The following is a 16770-nucleotide window of genomic DNA, read 5'->3' as shown; positions in this document are numbered from 1 at the left end:
AGAGCAACGACAACCACCCCGGCATGGGGGATGGCAACAGTTCGGCGTTGTTCCGGAGGCTACGTGCGAAAACAGCAGTGAAGAATGGCCAGCGGCGGGGGCGGCGCACGCGGCTGTGCGTCGACGCTCAGTACGGTGCGCAGATCAGCCACCACCAGATGCGCTGGCTCGATGACGTTCACCAGAACAGGCAAGAATGCCGGAATCTGCGGGGAAACATGGTCGGCACTCTTGGAGTCCGCCTGGCAGTGCCCCAGGCAGAGTGCCTTCTGGTTGCCGCCCTGGTCGCTCTTGTGGTCCGCCATGTCGGGGCAGGACTCCATCAGGGCTGACGCCGCGTTGACGTCCTCCATCTGGTAGCGGCTACCGGTACAGGCGTACGCAGCCGCTGCCAGCTGGACTGTCAGGAAGACAACGAGAAGGAAGCCAGCGAACCAGGGATGCCGGCGGGCCGAGTGATGCAAGGGTGTTTTTGAGCGTTGACACGCGCAAGCATAGCGTCTTTGTCTCGAATTGCAACGTCGCTCGCAGGCCGCGTTGTGCGGCACCTACCAAAGATCGCGAGTAGGGTGCTTATTAAGCCACATCACTTTGCGCGCTACGACCTGCTCTTGACCTTCCCATATGGGCAAGGTCTATGTTGAAACCATGCTGATCAGGTCACAAAGTTCGCTCGCATTAGTGCAGCGCTAAGGGTGGTCCTATCCAGGGAGCGCATCGTGAACATCGGACAAGCGGCGGGGTCGTCCGGCGTGCCCGCCAAGATGATTCGTTACTACGAGCGGATTGGCCTGGTTACTGCGGCGCATCGCACCGCCGGCAACTACCGGACCTACGACGCGGATGACATCCATACGCTGCGCTTCATCGGGCGCGCCAGGAGGCTGGGCTTCTCGACGGAGCAGATTCGGCAACTGCTTGACCTGTGGCGAAATAAGCGCCGCACTAGCGCCACTGTGAAGGCGATCGCGCTCCGGCACATGCGCGAACTGGACGCGCGGATTGCTGAGCTGTCTCGCATGCGAGACACGCTCATGGAGCTCGCGGAGCATTGCGAAGGCGATGACCGGCCCGCCTGCCCGATCCTTGACGCGATCGGCAGTGCAGAACCGCGACATCGCCTGGTGAGTTCGCAGGGGCAAAAACATCGAAGCCCACTGTCCCGGGGGCTCCAGTCTCCGCGCGTTCACGCAAGCGGGCAGGACTTGAGCGGGACTTAAAGCAGGAGTCATCGGCATGGACAATCGGCAACGGCATACGGTTACCAGGGCGCAAGCGGCCTCGTCGCCAGCATTAGAGGTCGAGGGTGGCCCTGGCAACAAGCATCAAGGCCACGCGCACCAGCATTGCGAGCACGCGTACGCACGGAATACTAGCGAGGTCAATGACGGGGCCAAAGCGCTGGCGCACGATCCCGTGTGCGGCATGCTTGTGGAGCGCGATGGACCGTACCAGTCCGACTATGCCGGGGCGCATTACCACTTCTGCAGTGCATCCTGCCAGCGCCGATTTGATGCCGAGCCGGCTCGCTATGCGAGCCCGCAGGCTGCACCTGCCCCCAAGGAAGCGGAGGCACTGGGCACGATCTACACGTGCCCCATGCACCCCGAGATCCGCCAGGACCATCCAGGCGCCTGTCCAAAATGCGGCATGGCGCTTGAACCAGAAATGCCAAGCCTGGAAGAGGAAGAGAATCCGGAACTCGAGACATTTCGCCGCCGCTTCTGGTGGACCTTACCGCTGACGGTCGCCACCGTGCTACTCGCCATGCTGGGCCACCGCATTGCCTTGGTCGATCCGGCAATACAGGGCTGGGTGGAGCTCGTGCTCTCCGCGCCGGTGGTGCTATGGGCCGGTTTCCCGCTGTTCGTCCGCTGCCTGCAATCGTTCCGAAATCGCAGCCCCAACATGTGGACCCTGATCGGCCTCGGGACCGGCGCGGCATTCGTCTACAGCGTTGCCGCCACAGCCGCCCCGGGCCTGTTTCCCTACTCGTTCGTCATGCATGGCCGCATCGGGGTCTATTTCGAAGCGGCAGCCGTGATCATTTCGCTGACACTGCTGGGCCAGGTCTTTGAATTGCGGGCACGCTCCCGAACGTCTGCTGCCATCAAGGCGCTGCTCGGCCTTGCCCCCAAGACGGCACGCCGTCTCAACGCGGACGGCAGTGAGGAAGACGTGCCGCTGACACATGTGCACATTGGCGACCTGTTGCGGATTCGCCCGGGCGAGAAGGTGCCGACCGATGGTGTCGTGACTGATGGCGCGAGCGCAATTGACGAATCGATGCTGACAGGAGAACCGCTTCCCGTTTCCAAGCGCGCCGGCGATCATGTGATCGGTGCCACAATCAATACCTCGGGTGCGCTGGTAATGCGCTGCGAAAAAGTCGGGGCCCAGACGGTGCTGTCCCAGATCGTTCAGATGGTGGCACAGGCGCAGCGCTCGAAGGCGCCCATGCAACGAATGGCGGACCAGGTAGCTGGAGTCTTCGTCATCGTAGTCGTTGGCATCGCCTTGCTTTCCTTCTTTGCGTGGGGCCTGTTTGGTCCTGAGCCGAGCTGGGTCTTTGGCCTGGTCAACGCGGTGGCGGTGCTGATCATTGCCTGCCCGTGCGCGCTCGGTCTTGCCACCCCCATGTCCATCATGGTGGCTAGCGGTAAGGCGGCAAGCCACGGCATCCTGTTCCGGGACGCCGCAGCCATTGAGAACTTCCGCAAGGTCGATACCCTCATTGTCGACAAGACCGGCACCCTCACCGAGGGCCATCCAGGCTTCGAGCGCGCGTTTGGTGTCGCCTCGTTCGGCGAGGCCGAGGTGTTGCATCTGGCGGCAAGCCTTGACCAGGTCAGTGAACATCCGCTGGCCGCCACGATCGTCGCGGCGGCACGCGAGCGAGGCTTGTCGCTGGATCGGGTGGAGAATTTTGCGTCGGATGCCGGGATGGGCGTGCGCGGCCAGTTGAACGGCCAGCATCTCGAGCTGGGCAATGCCGCGTTGATGCACGCGTCGCAAGTCGACATTGAACCGGTGGCGGCGCAGGCCGATGACCTGCGCCGGCAAGGCGCCAGCGTAATGTATCTGGCGGTCGATCACCAGCTGGCCGGACTGCTCGCCGTTTCGGACCCGATCAAGGCCAGCACGCCACACGCGCTTGCTGCATTGCGTCAAGCTGGGATACGCGTGGTGATGGCAAGCGGCGACGGCGTCGCCACGGCAAAAGCGGTCGCCGGCCGTCTCGGCATCGACGAGTTTCACGGCGAAGTCACACCGGCCGACAAGCTGGCCTTGGTCGAGACGCTGCAAGCGGAAGGCCGCGTGGTGGCGATGGCAGGCGACGGCATCAACGACGCCCCGGCGCTGGCAAAAGCCGATGTGGGCGTCGCCATGGGGACGGGTACGGATGTAGCGATGCACAGCGCCCAGGTGACCCTGGTGAAAGGCGACCTGCGCGGCATTGCCCGCGCGCGGGAACTGTCCGAGGCCACCATCGCCAATATGCGGCAGAACCTGGCGTTCGCCTTCGTCTATAACGCGTTGGGCATCCCTCTGGCGGCCGGTTTGCTGTACCCGCTGACCGGATGGCTGCTGTCGCCCATGATCGCGGCGCTGGCCATGAGCCTGAGTTCATTATCGGTGGTGAGTAACGCGCTGCGGCTGAGCGCGAAAGTGAATGAGGCGGCGCAACGTACGCGGTGAGCATGCGTGAGCGATTTCCTGCGACGGCTGTCCGCAGTGACCTTGCTGCCAGGTTTTGGCAAGACTAGACTGGAAGCACTTGTTTTCATTGGCCCATGAAGCCTACCCATAGCCCGCTCTCGCGACTCCTCGCGCTGGTCTTGCTGGCGTCGGTGCTGTTCATGCGCCTCGCGATTGCGGGGTACGTATGCCCGACCGGCTCAGGCGACGCGGCGGATGCCATGGCAATAGCAGCCACCGAACCCTGTCAGGGTATGGACCAGGCACAGCCGGCGCTGTGCGCTGACCACCAACAGGATGGCCGGCACTGGGCCGACAATAATGGGCATTCTCCCGATCTCGGCCTCTTGCCTGCCATGGCGAGCGGGCCCGCGTACTTTCTCGCGCCGATCGCCTCCGCCGGACGCGCGCCCCTGACTGCCGCCGTGCGGCATCACCCACCACCTGATCCAGTCTATCTCGCAACGGCACGGTTGCGAATCTGATCGTTCCCCATCGCGTGGCCAAACCTGGCCACCTGCCGTGATGTCGGTTGCCTGACCGCGCGCGTGTCACTCGGCTGCGCATGGTCGAGCCGGCAAGCCATCAGATTTGGGGAAGATCATCATGCATACCATTTTCAAATCCATCCTTCTTGTTTCACTCGGCGTGTTCTCTGGCTTCGCACTGGCCGGCCCGAACTGGGACGTCATTAACAGCGCGCGTGCCGCCGCGCAGCAGCGCGACACGACCGCCGCAATCCAAGCCGCCAGGCTGGCGCAATGTGACCAAATGATGAAAAAGATGGGTTCCCACCCGATGAGCAGCGGCAAGGACGCGCAGCCCATGACTCCGATGGGCCCGAGCGAAGCCAAGTGACCGGATTCGCTTCCTCCCGCGCTCACGGCGCCGGAAGTGGCGGGAAGCGAGGAACCCAAGCAGATATGGAGATGGACATGAACACAAAGTCAGTGATGGCGGTAGCGCTTGCGGTGACCCTGCTAGGCGCCGGTGGATGGAGCATGGCGGCCGACGCAGACCAAGGCGATGCGGGTGACAAGGCCCAGACCCAGTCGCAGGAAAAAGGGCACGCGATGAGGATGGACCACGCGATGGGCGGCGGCATGATGGGCAGTTGTCCAATGATGGGGCAATTACCGCCTGGAAACGAAAAGCTCTTGATGCAAATGCACGGCGAAATGATGCAGGCCATGGGAGAAATCATGCGCAAGTACGCCGACAAGGTCCAGGTGCCGGTACAGAAATAGGTGACAACGGCGTCGTGTATGACAATCTCGCGTCGACAGGAGTACTGCGATGAAACGCAACGCGAAAACCATGATAGCCATTGGAGGTGCCCTGCTGGCAATGCTGGGCGCTGCCTACGCAGTGTCCCCGGGCATCCGCGCGCTTGTTGTGGGCGTCGGGCCGTACCTGCTGCTCCTGCTATGCCCGTTGTTCATGTGGCTGATGATGAAGAGCATTAGCGCGTATGACGATTTCCGGGACACGGAATCCCCGGGGAAACGACAGGAACCTCAATCCGGGCCGCTTCGGCGAAAGGAGTGAGCACGCATGTTTGTACTGAGGTTCCGCCGCTTGACCAACGGACCAGGGCATTGCAACTGCCGCGTGCAAGGAGATCCGATCATGTGCAGCCTCAAGACGATGGTGAAGCTTGGAGTCGGGCTGGCTGGCCTGCTCGTTGTCGCGTATGTGCTGCTGCCACAGTATCACGCCGCGATGCGGGCCATTGCGCCGTTCGCGCTCGTGCTCGTATGTGTGCTGGTATGTCCGCTCGCAATGTACTTCGGGATGCGGGGAATGCAGGCACCAGGCAAGGACGAATCAACGCATCGAGAGGACAAATGATGCCTATGAAGGAATGGACCCGGGGATCTCGGGACGGTCTCGTGATCGGCTAACTTCCTGGAGCCTTTCCATGAACCCCATGAGCGGCTTCGCCGCGCATTATGGCCATTGGGATCTCGTGCTCTTCCTCATTGTCTTGGTATCGTGGGCGTTCTACCGATACGCGGCACCGAGCGGTTGGCGTGAGTGGGCAGGGGCGGGCCTTGTCCAAGCGTTCCTGGTCGCGCTCTACGCCGAAATGTTCGGGTTCCCGCTCACGATCTACTTGTTGACGGGCTTCCTCGGCCTCGATATTCCGCACACTCCCTACGCGGGGCATTTGTGGGCGACCTTACTTGGCTATGGCGCTATCGGTGCGATCGTGGAAATGCTGCTCGGCTATGCCTTGCTCGCCGCGGGCATCGTGCTGCTGATCCGTGGCTGGACTGCGGTATACGCGGCCCGCTGCGAGGAACGGATCGCACGGGAAGGCCTGTACGGGGTGATACGCCACCCGCAATACGCCGGCATCCTGCTGGCGGTCCTTGGCGAGGTCGTGCACTGGCCCACGCTGATCACCCTGGCACTGTTCCCGGCCATCGTGTTCGTCTATGTCCGGTTGGCGCGCAAGGAGGAGCGAGACATGATTTGCCGGTTTGGCGCGACCTATGCGGACTACATGCGTCGGGTGCCGATGTTCCTGCCTGGGCGCGGCCAGTGGAGGCGGCTTTTCGGCGCTTTTGGTTAATGCGCCGGTTGTGCCAGCGCGCCGCCTGGCGGACGCGTTGGTCCCGGATGGAGGTAACTGCCATGAACGGTTCCATTGCCATGCCGCGAGATCTGCGTCAGCGCAGATTGCTGCTACGAGCCACCGGTACCCTCGGCGGGATAGGGATCGCGGGCGCCATGCTGCCGTTTGTGCAAAGCATGGCCCCGAGCAATGCCGCCAGATCGAGCGGCGCGCCTGTGGATGTCCGGCTCGACACCGTGAAGCCCGGTAACGTGGTCACGGTTGCCTGGCGGGGCAAGCCCGTATGGATCTTGCACCGGACCGAGGCCATGTTGGCGGGCTTGCGCAAGCATGACGACCTGCTGGCCGATCCGCAGTCGAGACAGAGCCAACAGCCGTCCTATGCCGCCAATGAAGCGCGGTCTATCCGGCCGAATTTCTTTGTGGCGATTGGCATCTGCACCCATCTGGGCTGCGTGCCAATCTTTCGGCCGGAAGTCGCTGCCGCGGATTTGGGGGATCGCTGGCCCGGGGGCTTCTTTTGCCCATGCCATGGCTCCAAGTTCGACCTGGCGGGGCGTGTCTTCAAGAGCGTTCCGGCGCCGCTCAATCTGGAGATTCCGCCCCACGAGTATCTGGGCGACACCCGACTGGTCGTCGGCAGGGATCGCTTCGGGGCCGAATGACAATGTTTTCCTGAACGCGCTTAGCGAGAAGTGCCACAGCCATCAAGGAGACCACCATGAGCACCAAATGCGTCGTCGCCATCGTCCCATCCGATCTGCTGGAAAAGCTTGAACAGCAGTTCGCAACCGTTCACGTACCCGGTCTGACGGCGACCCGAGTCAAGGGGTATGGGGAGTACAAGAACTTCTTCTCCAGCGACCTCACCAGTGTGCATACCAAAATTGAGATCTTTGTGGAGGAGGAAAGCGTTCAGGCCATCGCTGACGCAATTTTCCAGGTGGCACGTTCCTCAGTGCCGGGGGCCGGCATCGTGGCGGTCATGCCGGTCGATCAATTGCTGCATCTTCATGCCCCTGCGACAGAGCTCAATCCGTGAGACGGCAGGTCGTCTCGGCCAGTGCGGCATGGCCTGAGGCCCCGGCCGGCCGCGATTGCCCGCCTATCAAACGTCCGCCGAGTTGCTTTGCGGCAGGCGCGCGCATCGGGCGGTCTGGCGGCAAGATCAGAAAAGGCGGTGAGAGTATGAGGTGCGGTGCGCCGTGTCATTCTTCGGCGGCCCGAGTCGGATGCCGACCTTGAACATGGCACGAATCATTTCTGGCCTGCTCGTTGCGCTGTGGCTGTGCGCCGCGAGCACCATGGTCGTCACCCATGCCGCAGGCAGCGAGGAACTTCTGTCTCCCGAGCAGGCCTTCCGCTTCGCCGCCCGCGAGCTCGACGACCATGCCGTCGAGGTGCGTTTCGACATAGCACCGGGCTACCACCTGTATCGTGAGCGCTTCGCCTTTACCGCACAGCCTGCCGGCGTCAAACTCGGCGCGCCGGAACTCCCACCGGGCCAGGTCAGGGTCGACGAGGCGTTCGGCAAGCCGATGGAAATCTATGAAGGGAGTGTCATCATCCGCGTGCCGGTGGAGAAAGCGCCGACCGATGGCAAGTGGACGTTGGTGGTGACCTCGCAAGGCTGTGCCGACCAGGGCGTCTGTTATCCCCCAATGAAAAGTGTCTACAAGGTGCGAGGCGGCAAGCCAGTCGGACTGACGGGACAGCACGAGCGCAACGTGCCTTCAGCTTCCTCGCCCGAAATCCGGACTGATACCGGGAATCTCGCGCAGCGCAATCTGCAGGCGGACGAGGAAACCATTACCGGCGCACTGGACGCCCGCAACATTCCTGAAATTGCCGTGTTGTTCTTCGGCCTGGGTCTGCTGCTGACATTCACCCCCCCGGTCTTGCTGATGATGCCAATCCTGTCGGCCATCGTGGTCGGCGAGCACGTGACTCGCAGCGGTGCTGCGGTCGTCTCGCTGGCTTATGTGCTCGGCATGGCGGTGGTCTACACCGGCCTCGGTGTGGCCAGCGGGCTGCTTGGCGAGGGGGTCTCGGCGGCGCTCCAGTCCGTGTGGGTACTGAGCATCATTGCGACATGGATGGTGGCGCTGTCGCTCTCCATGTTCGGGCTCCTTGCACTGCAATTTCCTCAGCGTTGGCAGGCGCGGATGATGACGTCGCCTTTGCGTCGCCAGGGCGTACATGCAACCGCCGCCGCAGCGATGGGAGCCATTTCCGCGCTGATCGTCGCTCCTCACGTGACGGAACCCCTCGCTGGCGTGCTGACCTATATTGCGCAGACCGGCGATTCCGTGATCGGGAGCAGCGCGTTGTTTGCCATGGCGCTCGGCATGGGAGCGCCGCTGGTCCTGGTGGGGGTTGGCTCCGGCAACCTGCTGCCACGCGCCGGGCGCCGTGTGGCAGTGACAAGGTGTGCCCTCGGCTTCCTGCTGCTCGGCACGGCGATCTGGATACTCAGGGCGCTGCTGCCGGCCTGGATGACAATGTTGGCATGGGCCGCGCTCCTGCTGGTGGCCGCCGTGTTCCTAAACGCCTTCGACTCGCTGGGCCCCGAAACGCATGGGCTGACCCGGTTGGGCAAGGGCCTGGGCTTGCTGGCTGCGCTTGCGGGGGCCGTCGTGCTCGTCGGGCTGGCATCTGGCGGGCGCGATCCGCTGCAGCCGCTGGCGGGATTGAGCGCCGGCCGCCGAGCACCGGATAGCCTGGCAAGCCACGAGCCCTTGCGTTTCGAGCGGGTGCGCACCGTGGCTGAGCTCGATGTGCGCATTGCGCAAGCGGCCGCCATCGGCCAGCCGGTCATGCTCGATTTCTATGCCGACTGGTGTGTGAGCTGCAAGGAGATGGAGCGCTTCACCTTTTCCGATGCAGGCGTGCGAGCGCAACTCGCCAATATAGTAATCCTGCAGGCGGACGTTACCCGGAACAACGCCGATGACAAGGCACTGCTCAAGCGCTTCGGGCTATTTGGCCCGCCGGCGATCATCTTCTTCGGCGCAGACGGTCGCGAGAGCCCTGTGAGAGTCATCGGCTTCCAAGCCCCTGCACGATTTCTTGATAGCGTGGCGCGCGCTTTGGGGGGCGCGGAGCGGAACTCGGCGCGTGGGCCGTCAGCTTCCGCTCCGCCACCGGCCCACGGGCAGACATCTCCCCAATAATTCCGGCAGCGTCGACAACTCTCCGCAGTCGCAGCACTGCTCTCGCGGCAGCCCCGCTGTCCGCCTTGACTCCGGGATATCGCCGAACGCCTATCATTGATGCATCGCGCCACGCATAAGTTGTCGAGGCGACGCTGCCAAGCGTTTCATTCGATGAGAGCTACACCATGCGGTCTTCCGATGCAGCGGTCCCTCGCCGAGACTCGCTTTATTACCGCCACACATTGCCGGTGCGGATCATGCACTGGATCAACGTCATCGCGTTTTTCATCCTGCTGATGAGCGGGCTGCAGATCTTCAACGCGCACCCTGCGCTCTACTGGGGCAAGTCGTCGTATACCGGCCGGCCGCCGATCCTGCAAATGGGCGCCAAGGAAACCAAGGACGGAAAAGTGGTCGGCGTCACCAGGGTGGCTGGCCGCGAATTCAACACGACGGGTGTGCTCGGCGCATCGAGAGGCCCGGACGGCGACCTGGTCGGACGGGGTTTTCCTGCCTGGGCGACCATTCCCGGGCCCCAGTGGCTGGCACTGGGACGGCGCTGGCATCTGTTCTTTGCCTGGATCTTAGTCATCAATGGTCTGGCGTATGTCATCCACGCGATCTTCAGCCGGCATCTCGTGCGCGACCTGACGCCGACCAAGGAGGACTGGCATTCCATCCGCAAGTCGCTCAAGGACCACCTGCTGCTACGCCATCCCAAGGGCGAAGCCGCGAAACATTACAACGTTCTCCAAAAGCTCACCTACCTGATCGTCATCTTCGGCCTGCTGCCGCTCGCAATTTTGATGGGGTGGGCAATGTCGCCGTGGCTCGACTCAGTGATCCCCGGGTGGGTCGATTGGTTCGGCGGACGGCAATCCGCGCGCACGATCCATTTCATCGCCGCCCTGGCACTGGTAGCGTTCGTCCTCATTCATGTCTCTCAAGTCATCATCACAGGGCTCTGGAACAACCTGCGCGCAATGGTTACGGGGCGCTATCGGATCCCGGCGACGGAGGATCATCATGACAGCGAATGAGCCGAACCGCCGCCGCTTTCTTGCCCGACTCCTGGCCGCCAGCGGCGCCCTGTTTCTCGCAAGCTGCGATCGATTGTCGGGCACCGTGTGGTTTCCGAAGCTTCTGAAGAGCGGGGAAAAGCTTAGCCAGGCCACGCAACATCTGGTGACCTCGCGCCATTCGATGGCGCAGGAATTCACCGAAGCGGACCTCTCGCCGACGTTTCGCAGCAATGGCACCGCCAATCCGGACGACGAGCGATACCAGTTCCTGGCCGCCGGCGAATTCGCCGCGTACCGACTCAAGGTTTTCGGCCTGGTTGAGCAGCCCGCAACGTTTTCGCTGGACGAACTGCGCGCGCTGCCCGCCCGGAGCCAGATTACCCGTCACGATTGCGTCGAAGGATGGAGCGCGATCGGCAAATGGAAAGGCGCACCATTAAGTGCCTTGCTCGCGCGTGTCCACCCGAGGCCGGAGGCACGCTACGTGGTCTTTTACTGCGCCGACCCGATGGATGCAGAGGGGACGAAATATTACGAGAGCATCGACATGGAAGATGCCTACCATCCGCAGACCATTCTCGCCTACGAGCTCAACGGCAAGCCGTTGCCGATCGCCAATGGCGCGCCTTTACGCGTCCGGGTAGAACGACAGCTCGGCTACAAGATGGCCAAATACATCATGGGCATCGAACTCGTCAGCAGCTTTGAAAGCATTGGTGAGGGCAAAGGCGGCTACTGGGAAGACCAGGGGTATGAGTGGTATGCCGGCATCTGACGAAGCGCCGGATTTTTCGTCCTGCGCGCGCTTGCCGGCGGTGGTCAGCGCTACTATCAGTTCGCCGTTCATCTCTGCCGGCGTCTCCACGCGGACCCTCCCTGCAGCGCGGCCGGACTAGGCCTCGGCCGCCTCTGTCTGGCCTCGCGCTTCCGGCTCGAACTGTATCTACTGGACGGTTATCGTCGCCCTCATGTTCGGGTGTATGCCGCAGAAGATGTTGTAGACCCCCGGTTTATCGAATCTGAACTTGAAGGTGTCGTTCTGGTCGAGCGCGCTGGAGCGGAAGAGGCCGGCGTCGTTGACAATCGTGTGCGGTTCGCCATCGAGGTTTTTCCACGTGACGGTCGTGCCGGCTTTGATCGTCAGCGACATCGGCGAGAACTGGAAATTCTTCAAAACGACGGCATTGTTCTCCTCGGCTTGCGCGACGGAGAACCCGGAAGCCGATGCCGCGATGAATACCCCGGCCCCGAGAGAGAAGACCAAGGCGCGGCGAAGAATAGACGTTGGCATGATTCTGGTCCTGGTTGGTGGGGTGTCTGGACGTTCAGGCGAGCGTCGTGTCGGTGAGCGTCGCAGCGAGCGGGTGCCGCATGATCTTGATGCTGGTCACGCCAAGCATCCTAGGTAGCTGATCACTAGGTACCGTGAGCGGCATCGGTCCGGGGCCATTGCCGGCTGTCGGTTGAGGATAGGCCGTCGAACGCGCCGTATGGAAAGTAATATTGCCTTCCACCTTCGATACGATCTGGTGGATATGGCCGTTCAAGACGGTGACGGAACCGAAGCGCTGCAGATAGGTCATCGCCTCGCCGGCATCGCCGGTGCCCCAGCCCCACGGTTGGTAGATCGTCCACATTGGCATGTGTGCGAAGACGACGATCGGTGTGCTGGACGAGTGGCCCTTCAGATCGGCCTTCAGCCAGGCGAGTTGGTCGTCGCCCAAGCCCCCCAGACCGTTCGGCTTGAAATGCATCACGTTGACCAGCCCGACAAAGTGGACGCCACTGTGGTCGAAGCTGTAGTAGCCCTTATTGCCGGAGGCTTGGCCGAAACGATTGAAGTATTCCGTCCCAGGCCCATCGGTTACATCATGCTCGCCGGGCACGGTATGCAACTCGGTGATATTCAGCCCGGACATCAATTGCGCCGCGTGGTCGAACTCTTCTGCCTTGGATAGATGCGTAATGTCTCCAGTGTGAATCGTCAGCGCCGGCTTGATCGGCATCGCGTTGACGAGGTCAATGGTCTGCTTGAGCGTGCCCGCGACGTCCGGATTGGCTTCCTTGTTGAAGCCGATATGTGTGTCGCTGATCTGCAGGAATAGAGGGACGCCCGAGCCGACCGACGGCCTCTTCCCTGTGGCGGCAAGGGCCAATTCCATAGGCGAGAGAACACCGCCGGCCAAAACAAACACGGTGCCCGCGCCGCCGAATGCGAGACACTTCAACGCACTGCGGCGCAACGGATCGAACGGAAGACCTGATGACATATTGCCCTCACGAGTCAGTTTCGAGAGGTAGATTGCCGGACTATCCGACAGGCCTCGCGATTGGGTTCATCTGTATTACTGCCGGGCCATCCGTTTTATTCCGCCTTAAGCATTGCCTGTGACAACAGCGAAAAGAGGACGCCGCGGCGGTCGAAATTCCTTATACGGCACCCTGGGATCGATGCCGCTTGTGGAGCAATCCGAGCAGGCGGTCGGCACGGCAAAGTCGGTCGGCCCCGCGGCACACGAACGAAAGACCGTACAGTGCCGGGGTTTTCTCGTCCCCCTCAGGGGTAGGGTGTGGGCCTGATCAGGCACGATTCATCGAGCGCGCTTGAGGCGGGTCGCCAGCCTACGCGAACGGCCGCTCATGGCCCGATCTCTGCCCTCCGCCCACCCTGTCCAGCGGTTGCGGCTTTCAGAGGCAACTGCCGACCCTTTATAGGCCATCGGCTGAGTTCCGCGCAGATGAACGTATGCACGCGATTATTGGACGCTCGGCAACACCGGTGATTGCCTGAGGGGCATTCAGTCATAGCGTCGCTGAGCGAGCTGCCGGCTCAGACCGCCTTTGCGAGGGGTTCTTCTGTTTGCCGAATTGCCATCAGCATGACGATGGCCCCTACGCCGAGAGCCGATGATAGCCAAAGCGCCTTTGCGCCGAATGCGTCGAGGCAAATGCCAAACAGCCACGGTGCCAATGCCTGTGCAACGCGTGCGGGGACCATCAAGACGCCTTGACGATGGCCGTAATCGTTTGGCCCGAAGATGACCAACGGTAGCGTTCCCTTTGCGATGGTTAGGATGCCGTTGCCGGCACCATGCAATACACCGAACAATGCCGCTGCGGGAGCGCCTGCCACGCCAAATGCCATTGCTCCGATGGGGTGCAGTGCGGCTGCAATGCGAGCGGAAAGCAGCGGATGAACCTTTCTGAGGAAGCCGAACTCGAGGATTCGCGCCCCCACTTGAGCAGGGCCGATCAAAGCGCCTACCGTCACGGCCGTTGCGACGGTTGCACCGCCAGCCTGCAGGAGGCGCGGCAAATGGGCCGCCATCGCTGTGCTGATGAACCAGGTCGCCGCGAACACAAAGGCCAACGCATACGAGGCGAGCCGTTGGGAGTCGCTCTCCGCCACATTCGAGGGCTCGCGCTTCACCGGAGCAACCTTGTCTTGCTTGGCATCTTGGGACACAAGGCCGCGCGGCACGCTCGCATTCAGGAGCAAACCGAGTGTCAGATGCAATCCCGCCCACGCGAGACACGCACCGCGCCATCCAATGTGTGCCTCCATGAATGTCGACAGCGGCCAGCCGACCGTGCTGGCGAAGCCGGAGATGAGCGTGATGCCGGTAATCGCGCCCCGAGAGCGGTGGCCGTACAGGGCCACAAGCGTCGCGAATGCGGCCTCATATAGCCCTGCGCCCATTCCAATACCCAGGACCAGCCAGGCAGCAAAGAGTCCAACTGGGCCTTGGGCGAAACCAAGACCCGCCAGACCCAAGGCAAATATGATGCTGGTGGCTACCAGTATCGAGCGGCCGCCAGTCCGATCGATCATTCTGCCTGCAGACGGCCCGATCAGGGCCGACACGACAAGCGCAGCGCTGAAGGCCGCAAATACCGTAGGGGTGGATACGCCGAGGTCCTTCGCCATCGGCGTCGCCAGCATCGCCGGCAGGTAGTACGTCGAACCCCACGCCAAGGTCTGGGCAATGCCCAGCCTGGCGATCACGCCGCCGCTTGGCTCCATGGCCATCCCGTTCTTCGTTATTCGACTTCGCCGCTGTCGGTATCGCTGACCTGCGCGTCTTGCTCATGGCTCATCGCCGCTGCTGCGAGCGTGGTTGCCGTGGCCGGTGCTGCTTCCTTGCGCTCACTGTAGCGATCCGTCAGGTAGTCGCTGCGATCGCGTACGAGAAGCGTGAACTTGAAAAGCTCCTCCATGACGTCCACCACACGGTCATAGTAAGAGGAAGGCTTCATGCGGCCATTCGCCTCGAACTCCTGGTACGCCTTGGCGACCGACGACTGGTTGGGGATCGTCACCATGCGCATCCAGCGACCCAACACGCGCAGTGCGTTGACCGCATTGAAGGACTGCGAGCCACCACAGACTTGCATGACTGCGAGTGTGCGCCCCTGAGTGGGACGAATGCCGCCCATTTCCAGCGGCAGCCAGTCGATCTGATTCTTGAAGACCGCCGTCAGCGTGCCGTGACGCTCCGGGCTGCACCAGACCTGGCCTTCCGACCATTCTGAGAGCTTTCGCAGCTCGACCACCTTTGGGTGGTCGGCAGGGACGCTGTCGCACATTGGCAGGCCATGTGGGTCAAACACACGGGTCTCCGCACCGAAGTGCTGCAGGATCCGTTCAGCTTCCTGGACGAGCAGGCGGCTGTACGAAGTTTCGCGCAACGAACCATAGAGCAACAGGATGCGCGGCGGGTGGGTACTGATGCGTGCCGGCTCCAGTTTGTACAGGTCCGGCGTGTCGAGAACCGCTGGGACGATGTTGGGCATTTCCATCGTCATTGCACTCTCCGACCTTGGCCGTCGATCACGACCTCGCCGTCTTCCTTGGTGAAAGAACCTCGCTGTGGCGAGGGCAGGATGTCGAGCACGACCTCCGAAGGTCGGCACAACCGCACACCAAGCTCGGTGACGACAAAGGGCCGGTTGATCAGGATCGGATGGGCGAGCATCGCGTCGAGCAACTGGTCATCCGTCTGCGCAGGATCGGACAGACCCAGTTCCGCGTACGGCGTGCCCTTTTCGCGGATAGCCTGGCGCACCGTGAGTCCGGCATCACGGATCATCTGTTGCAGTGTCTGCCGGTCCGGCGGTGTGTTCAAATACTCGATGACATTTGGCTCGATGCCCGCGTTGCGGATCATGGCCAAGGTGTTACGTGATGTACCGCACGCGGGGTTATGGTAGATCGTTACCGACATTCCAGTTCCTTAATGGCCCTTGGCCTCATACCACGACTGCGACCGGTTGACGATGCCGACAACCAGCAGCATGACCGGCACTTCGATGAGAACGCCTACCACTGTCGCCAGTGCAGCCCCCGACTGGAAGCCAAAGAGGCTGATTGCGGTCGCGACGGCAAGTTCGAAGAAATTACTGGCGCCGATCAGACTGGACGGGCCCGCCACGCAATGGGCGACGCCGAGCTTGCGGTTCAGCAGGTAGGCGAGTCCAGAGTTGAAGAAGACCTGAATCAGGATCGGTACCGCGAGCAGCGCGATTACCAGTGGCTGATCGATGATGGCCTTGCCCTGAAATGCAAACAGGAGAACAAGCGTAAGGAGCAGCGCGGTGATGGAATACGGCCCGAGTCGGTGCACGACACGCTGGAAGTAGGCCACGCCGCGGCTTAGGAGCATCTTGCGCAGCAGTTGCGAGATGATGACCGGCACAATGATGTACAAGGCCACTGACGTGAGCAGAGTGTCCCATGGCACTGTGATGGACGACAGGCCCAGCAGCAGTGCTACCACCGGCGCGAAGGCGACCACCATGATGGCGTCGTTCAGAGCGACCTGGGACAGCGTGAAGTACGGATCGCCCTTGCAGAGCTGACTCCAGACAAACACCATGGCGGTGCAAGGAGCGGCGGCCAGAAGGATAAGACCGGCCACGTAGCTATCAAGCTGGTCGGCAGGCAATAGCGGCGCGAAAAGGTGACGCACAAAAATCCAACCGAGCAGCGCCATCGAGAATGGCTTGACTGCCCAATTGATGAACAGGGTTACGCCGATGCCTCGCCAATGCGATTTCACCTGGCCCAGTGCGCCGAAATCGATCTTGATCAGCATGGGGATGATCATCACCCAGATCAGAATGCCCACTGGCAGGTTGACCTGCGCGTATTCCATCCGCCCAATCGCCTGGAAGACTTCAGGAAGGATCTGCCCGAGTGCGATACCGGCGACAATGCACAGCGCGACCCAAACGGTCAGATAGCGCTCGAAAAAGCTGATCGCCGGCTTGGCCACGGCTTGGCCGGTCGCTGCTACGTTTTGGCTACTCATAT

The 16770-nt window shown here is 62.1% G+C and carries 20 protein-coding genes; 12 read left to right on the top strand and 8 right to left on the bottom strand.

Annotated elements, in window-relative coordinates; all coding sequences use genetic code 11:
- Positions 1-59: 59 nt before the first annotated feature.
- Positions 60-464 (bottom strand): hypothetical protein, encoded by a 405-nt coding sequence (locus tag FFS21_RS07830; protein WP_137924342.1) that lies wholly within the window; start codon positions 462-464, stop codon positions 60-62.
- 255 nt (positions 465-719) lie between these two features.
- Here FFS21_RS07830 and cueR point away from each other — a divergent pair, with 255 nt between their 5' ends.
- A complete protein-coding gene (gene cueR, locus FFS21_RS07825; RefSeq protein WP_137924341.1) occupies positions 720-1220 on the top strand; it encodes a Cu(I)-responsive transcriptional regulator in 501 nt (166 codons plus the stop codon).
- A 16-nt stretch (positions 1221-1236) separates the two neighbouring features.
- Positions 1237-3699 carry a heavy metal translocating P-type ATPase gene (locus FFS21_RS07820; RefSeq protein ID WP_137924340.1) on the top strand — a complete coding sequence of 821 codons (2463 nt, stop codon included), beginning with the start codon at positions 1237-1239 and terminating at the stop codon, positions 3697-3699.
- 200 nt (positions 3700-3899) lie between these two features.
- On the opposite strand, the gene FFS21_RS32675 is transcribed toward FFS21_RS07820, so the two are convergent.
- Entirely contained in the window at positions 3900-4028 is a 129-nt protein-coding gene (locus FFS21_RS32675) for a hypothetical protein (protein ID WP_255459763.1), read from the bottom strand.
- 277 nt (positions 4029-4305) lie between these two features.
- On the opposite strand from FFS21_RS32675, the gene FFS21_RS07815 reads away from it, so the two are divergent.
- The 10 genes from FFS21_RS07815 (at position 4306) to FFS21_RS07770 (ending at position 11232) form a co-directional block, all read left to right on the top strand.
- Positions 4306-4557, top strand: a complete 252-nt coding sequence (locus FFS21_RS07815; protein ID WP_137924339.1) for a hypothetical protein — start codon at positions 4306-4308, stop codon at positions 4555-4557.
- 71 nt (positions 4558-4628) lie between these two features.
- Complete coding sequence (locus FFS21_RS07810) at positions 4629-4946, top strand: hypothetical protein (protein ID WP_237381008.1); 318 nt, start codon at positions 4629-4631, stop codon at positions 4944-4946.
- 49 nt (positions 4947-4995) lie between these two features.
- Entirely contained in the window at positions 4996-5247 is a 252-nt protein-coding gene (locus tag FFS21_RS07805) for a DUF2933 domain-containing protein (RefSeq protein ID WP_137924338.1), read from the top strand.
- Positions 5248-5328: 81 nt separating this feature from the next.
- Positions 5329-5550: a DUF2933 domain-containing protein gene (locus FFS21_RS07800; protein WP_160475182.1), complete on the top strand. Its 222-nt coding sequence runs from the start codon at positions 5329-5331 to the stop codon at positions 5548-5550.
- A gap of 70 nt (positions 5551-5620) precedes the next feature.
- On the top strand, positions 5621-6277 hold the full coding sequence (locus FFS21_RS07795) for a methyltransferase family protein (RefSeq protein WP_137924336.1): 657 nt from the start codon (positions 5621-5623) through the stop codon (positions 6275-6277).
- Positions 6278-6339: 62 nt separating this feature from the next.
- Positions 6340-6945, top strand: a complete 606-nt coding sequence (gene petA / locus FFS21_RS07790) for a ubiquinol-cytochrome c reductase iron-sulfur subunit (protein ID WP_137924335.1) — start codon at positions 6340-6342, stop codon at positions 6943-6945.
- A gap of 56 nt (positions 6946-7001) precedes the next feature.
- Positions 7002-7322, top strand: coding sequence for a P-II family nitrogen regulator (locus tag FFS21_RS07785; RefSeq protein ID WP_137924334.1), 321 nt, complete (start codon positions 7002-7004; stop codon positions 7320-7322).
- A 205-nt stretch (positions 7323-7527) separates the two neighbouring features.
- The gene (dsbD, locus tag FFS21_RS07780) at positions 7528-9453 is read left to right on the top strand and encodes a protein-disulfide reductase DsbD (RefSeq protein WP_237381009.1); all 1926 of its coding nucleotides are present in this window, start codon (positions 7528-7530) and stop codon (positions 9451-9453) included.
- Between the two features lie 167 nt (positions 9454-9620).
- Positions 9621-10475 carry a cytochrome b/b6 domain-containing protein gene (locus tag FFS21_RS07775; protein WP_137924332.1) on the top strand — a complete coding sequence of 285 codons (855 nt, stop codon included), beginning with the start codon at positions 9621-9623 and terminating at the stop codon, positions 10473-10475.
- Positions 10462-11232 (top strand): molybdopterin-binding protein, encoded by a 771-nt coding sequence (locus FFS21_RS07770; protein WP_137924331.1) that lies wholly within the window; start codon positions 10462-10464, stop codon positions 11230-11232. Before FFS21_RS07775 ends, FFS21_RS07770 begins: the two co-directional genes overlap by 14 nt.
- Positions 11233-11400: 168 nt before the next feature.
- Here the strand turns inward: FFS21_RS07770 and FFS21_RS07765 are convergent, their stop codons facing one another.
- The 6 genes from FFS21_RS07765 to arsB all read right to left on the bottom strand — a co-directional run bounded on the left by FFS21_RS07765 (position 11401) and on the right by arsB (position 16768).
- The gene (locus FFS21_RS07765) at positions 11401-11748 is read right to left on the bottom strand and encodes a cupredoxin domain-containing protein (RefSeq protein WP_137924330.1); all 348 of its coding nucleotides are present in this window, start codon (positions 11746-11748) and stop codon (positions 11401-11403) included.
- A 34-nt stretch (positions 11749-11782) separates the two neighbouring features.
- Positions 11783-12727 carry a metallophosphoesterase family protein gene (locus FFS21_RS07760; protein ID WP_137924329.1) on the bottom strand — a complete coding sequence of 315 codons (945 nt, stop codon included), beginning with the start codon at positions 12725-12727 and terminating at the stop codon, positions 11783-11785.
- A gap of 560 nt (positions 12728-13287) precedes the next feature.
- On the bottom strand, positions 13288-14481 hold the full coding sequence (locus FFS21_RS07755; protein ID WP_137924353.1) for an MFS transporter: 1194 nt from the start codon (positions 14479-14481) through the stop codon (positions 13288-13290).
- 17 nt (positions 14482-14498) lie between these two features.
- Positions 14499-15263 (bottom strand): arsenical resistance protein ArsH, encoded by a 765-nt coding sequence (gene arsH / locus FFS21_RS07750; RefSeq protein ID WP_137924328.1) that lies wholly within the window; start codon positions 15261-15263, stop codon positions 14499-14501.
- Complete coding sequence (gene arsC / locus FFS21_RS07745; RefSeq protein ID WP_137924327.1) at positions 15260-15682, bottom strand: arsenate reductase (glutaredoxin); 423 nt, start codon at positions 15680-15682, stop codon at positions 15260-15262. The genes arsH and arsC overlap by 4 nt, the downstream gene beginning before the upstream one ends.
- A gap of 9 nt (positions 15683-15691) precedes the next feature.
- Positions 15692-16768, bottom strand: coding sequence for an ACR3 family arsenite efflux transporter (arsB, locus tag FFS21_RS07740; protein ID WP_137924326.1), 1077 nt, complete (start codon positions 16766-16768; stop codon positions 15692-15694).
- Positions 16769-16770: the final 2 nt, after the last annotated feature.

Origin of the sequence: Cupriavidus sp. 2SB (genome assembly GCF_005503625.1) — a bacterium.
Classification (GTDB): Bacteria; Pseudomonadota; Gammaproteobacteria; order Burkholderiales; family Burkholderiaceae; genus Cupriavidus.
The sequence above is the reverse complement of the archived record's forward strand: the minus strand, read 5'-3'. Positions and strand labels throughout refer to the sequence as shown.

What these genes read in the sequence shown, in the direction of transcription:
- FFS21_RS07800 (WP_160475182.1), top strand. Translation starts at nt 5,329, where the DNA reads ATGTGCAGCCTCAAGACGATGGTGAAGCTTGGAGTCGGGCTGGCTGGC.
- arsC (WP_137924327.1), bottom strand. Translation starts at nt 15,682, where the DNA reads ATGTCGGTAACGATCTACCATAACCCCGCGTGCGGTACATCACGTAAC.
- FFS21_RS07815 (WP_137924339.1), top strand. Translation starts at nt 4,306, where the DNA reads ATGCATACCATTTTCAAATCCATCCTTCTTGTTTCACTCGGCGTGTTC.
- petA (WP_137924335.1), top strand. Translation starts at nt 6,340, where the DNA reads ATGAACGGTTCCATTGCCATGCCGCGAGATCTGCGTCAGCGCAGATTG.
- FFS21_RS07785 (WP_137924334.1), top strand. Translation starts at nt 7,002, where the DNA reads ATGAGCACCAAATGCGTCGTCGCCATCGTCCCATCCGATCTGCTGGAA.
- FFS21_RS07775 (WP_137924332.1), top strand. Translation starts at nt 9,621, where the DNA reads ATGCGGTCTTCCGATGCAGCGGTCCCTCGCCGAGACTCGCTTTATTAC.
- FFS21_RS32675 (WP_255459763.1), bottom strand. Translation starts at nt 4,028, where the DNA reads ATGCCCATTATTGTCGGCCCAGTGCCGGCCATCCTGTTGGTGGTCAGC.
- arsH (WP_137924328.1), bottom strand. Translation starts at nt 15,263, where the DNA reads ATGACGATGGAAATGCCCAACATCGTCCCAGCGGTTCTCGACACGCCG.
- dsbD (WP_237381009.1), top strand. Translation starts at nt 7,528, where the DNA reads ATGGCACGAATCATTTCTGGCCTGCTCGTTGCGCTGTGGCTGTGCGCC.
- FFS21_RS07760 (WP_137924329.1), bottom strand. Translation starts at nt 12,727, where the DNA reads ATGTCATCAGGTCTTCCGTTCGATCCGTTGCGCCGCAGTGCGTTGAAG.
- FFS21_RS07795 (WP_137924336.1), top strand. Translation starts at nt 5,621, where the DNA reads ATGAACCCCATGAGCGGCTTCGCCGCGCATTATGGCCATTGGGATCTC.
- FFS21_RS07810 (WP_237381008.1), top strand. Translation starts at nt 4,629, where the DNA reads ATGGACATGAACACAAAGTCAGTGATGGCGGTAGCGCTTGCGGTGACC.
- arsB (WP_137924326.1), bottom strand. Translation starts at nt 16,768, where the DNA reads ATGAGTAGCCAAAACGTAGCAGCGACCGGCCAAGCCGTGGCCAAGCCG.
- FFS21_RS07765 (WP_137924330.1), bottom strand. Translation starts at nt 11,748, where the DNA reads ATGCCAACGTCTATTCTTCGCCGCGCCTTGGTCTTCTCTCTCGGGGCC.
- FFS21_RS07770 (WP_137924331.1), top strand. Translation starts at nt 10,462, where the DNA reads ATGACAGCGAATGAGCCGAACCGCCGCCGCTTTCTTGCCCGACTCCTG.
- FFS21_RS07805 (WP_137924338.1), top strand. Translation starts at nt 4,996, where the DNA reads ATGAAACGCAACGCGAAAACCATGATAGCCATTGGAGGTGCCCTGCTG.
- FFS21_RS07820 (WP_137924340.1), top strand. Translation starts at nt 1,237, where the DNA reads ATGGACAATCGGCAACGGCATACGGTTACCAGGGCGCAAGCGGCCTCG.
- FFS21_RS07755 (WP_137924353.1), bottom strand. Translation starts at nt 14,481, where the DNA reads ATGGAGCCAAGCGGCGGCGTGATCGCCAGGCTGGGCATTGCCCAGACC.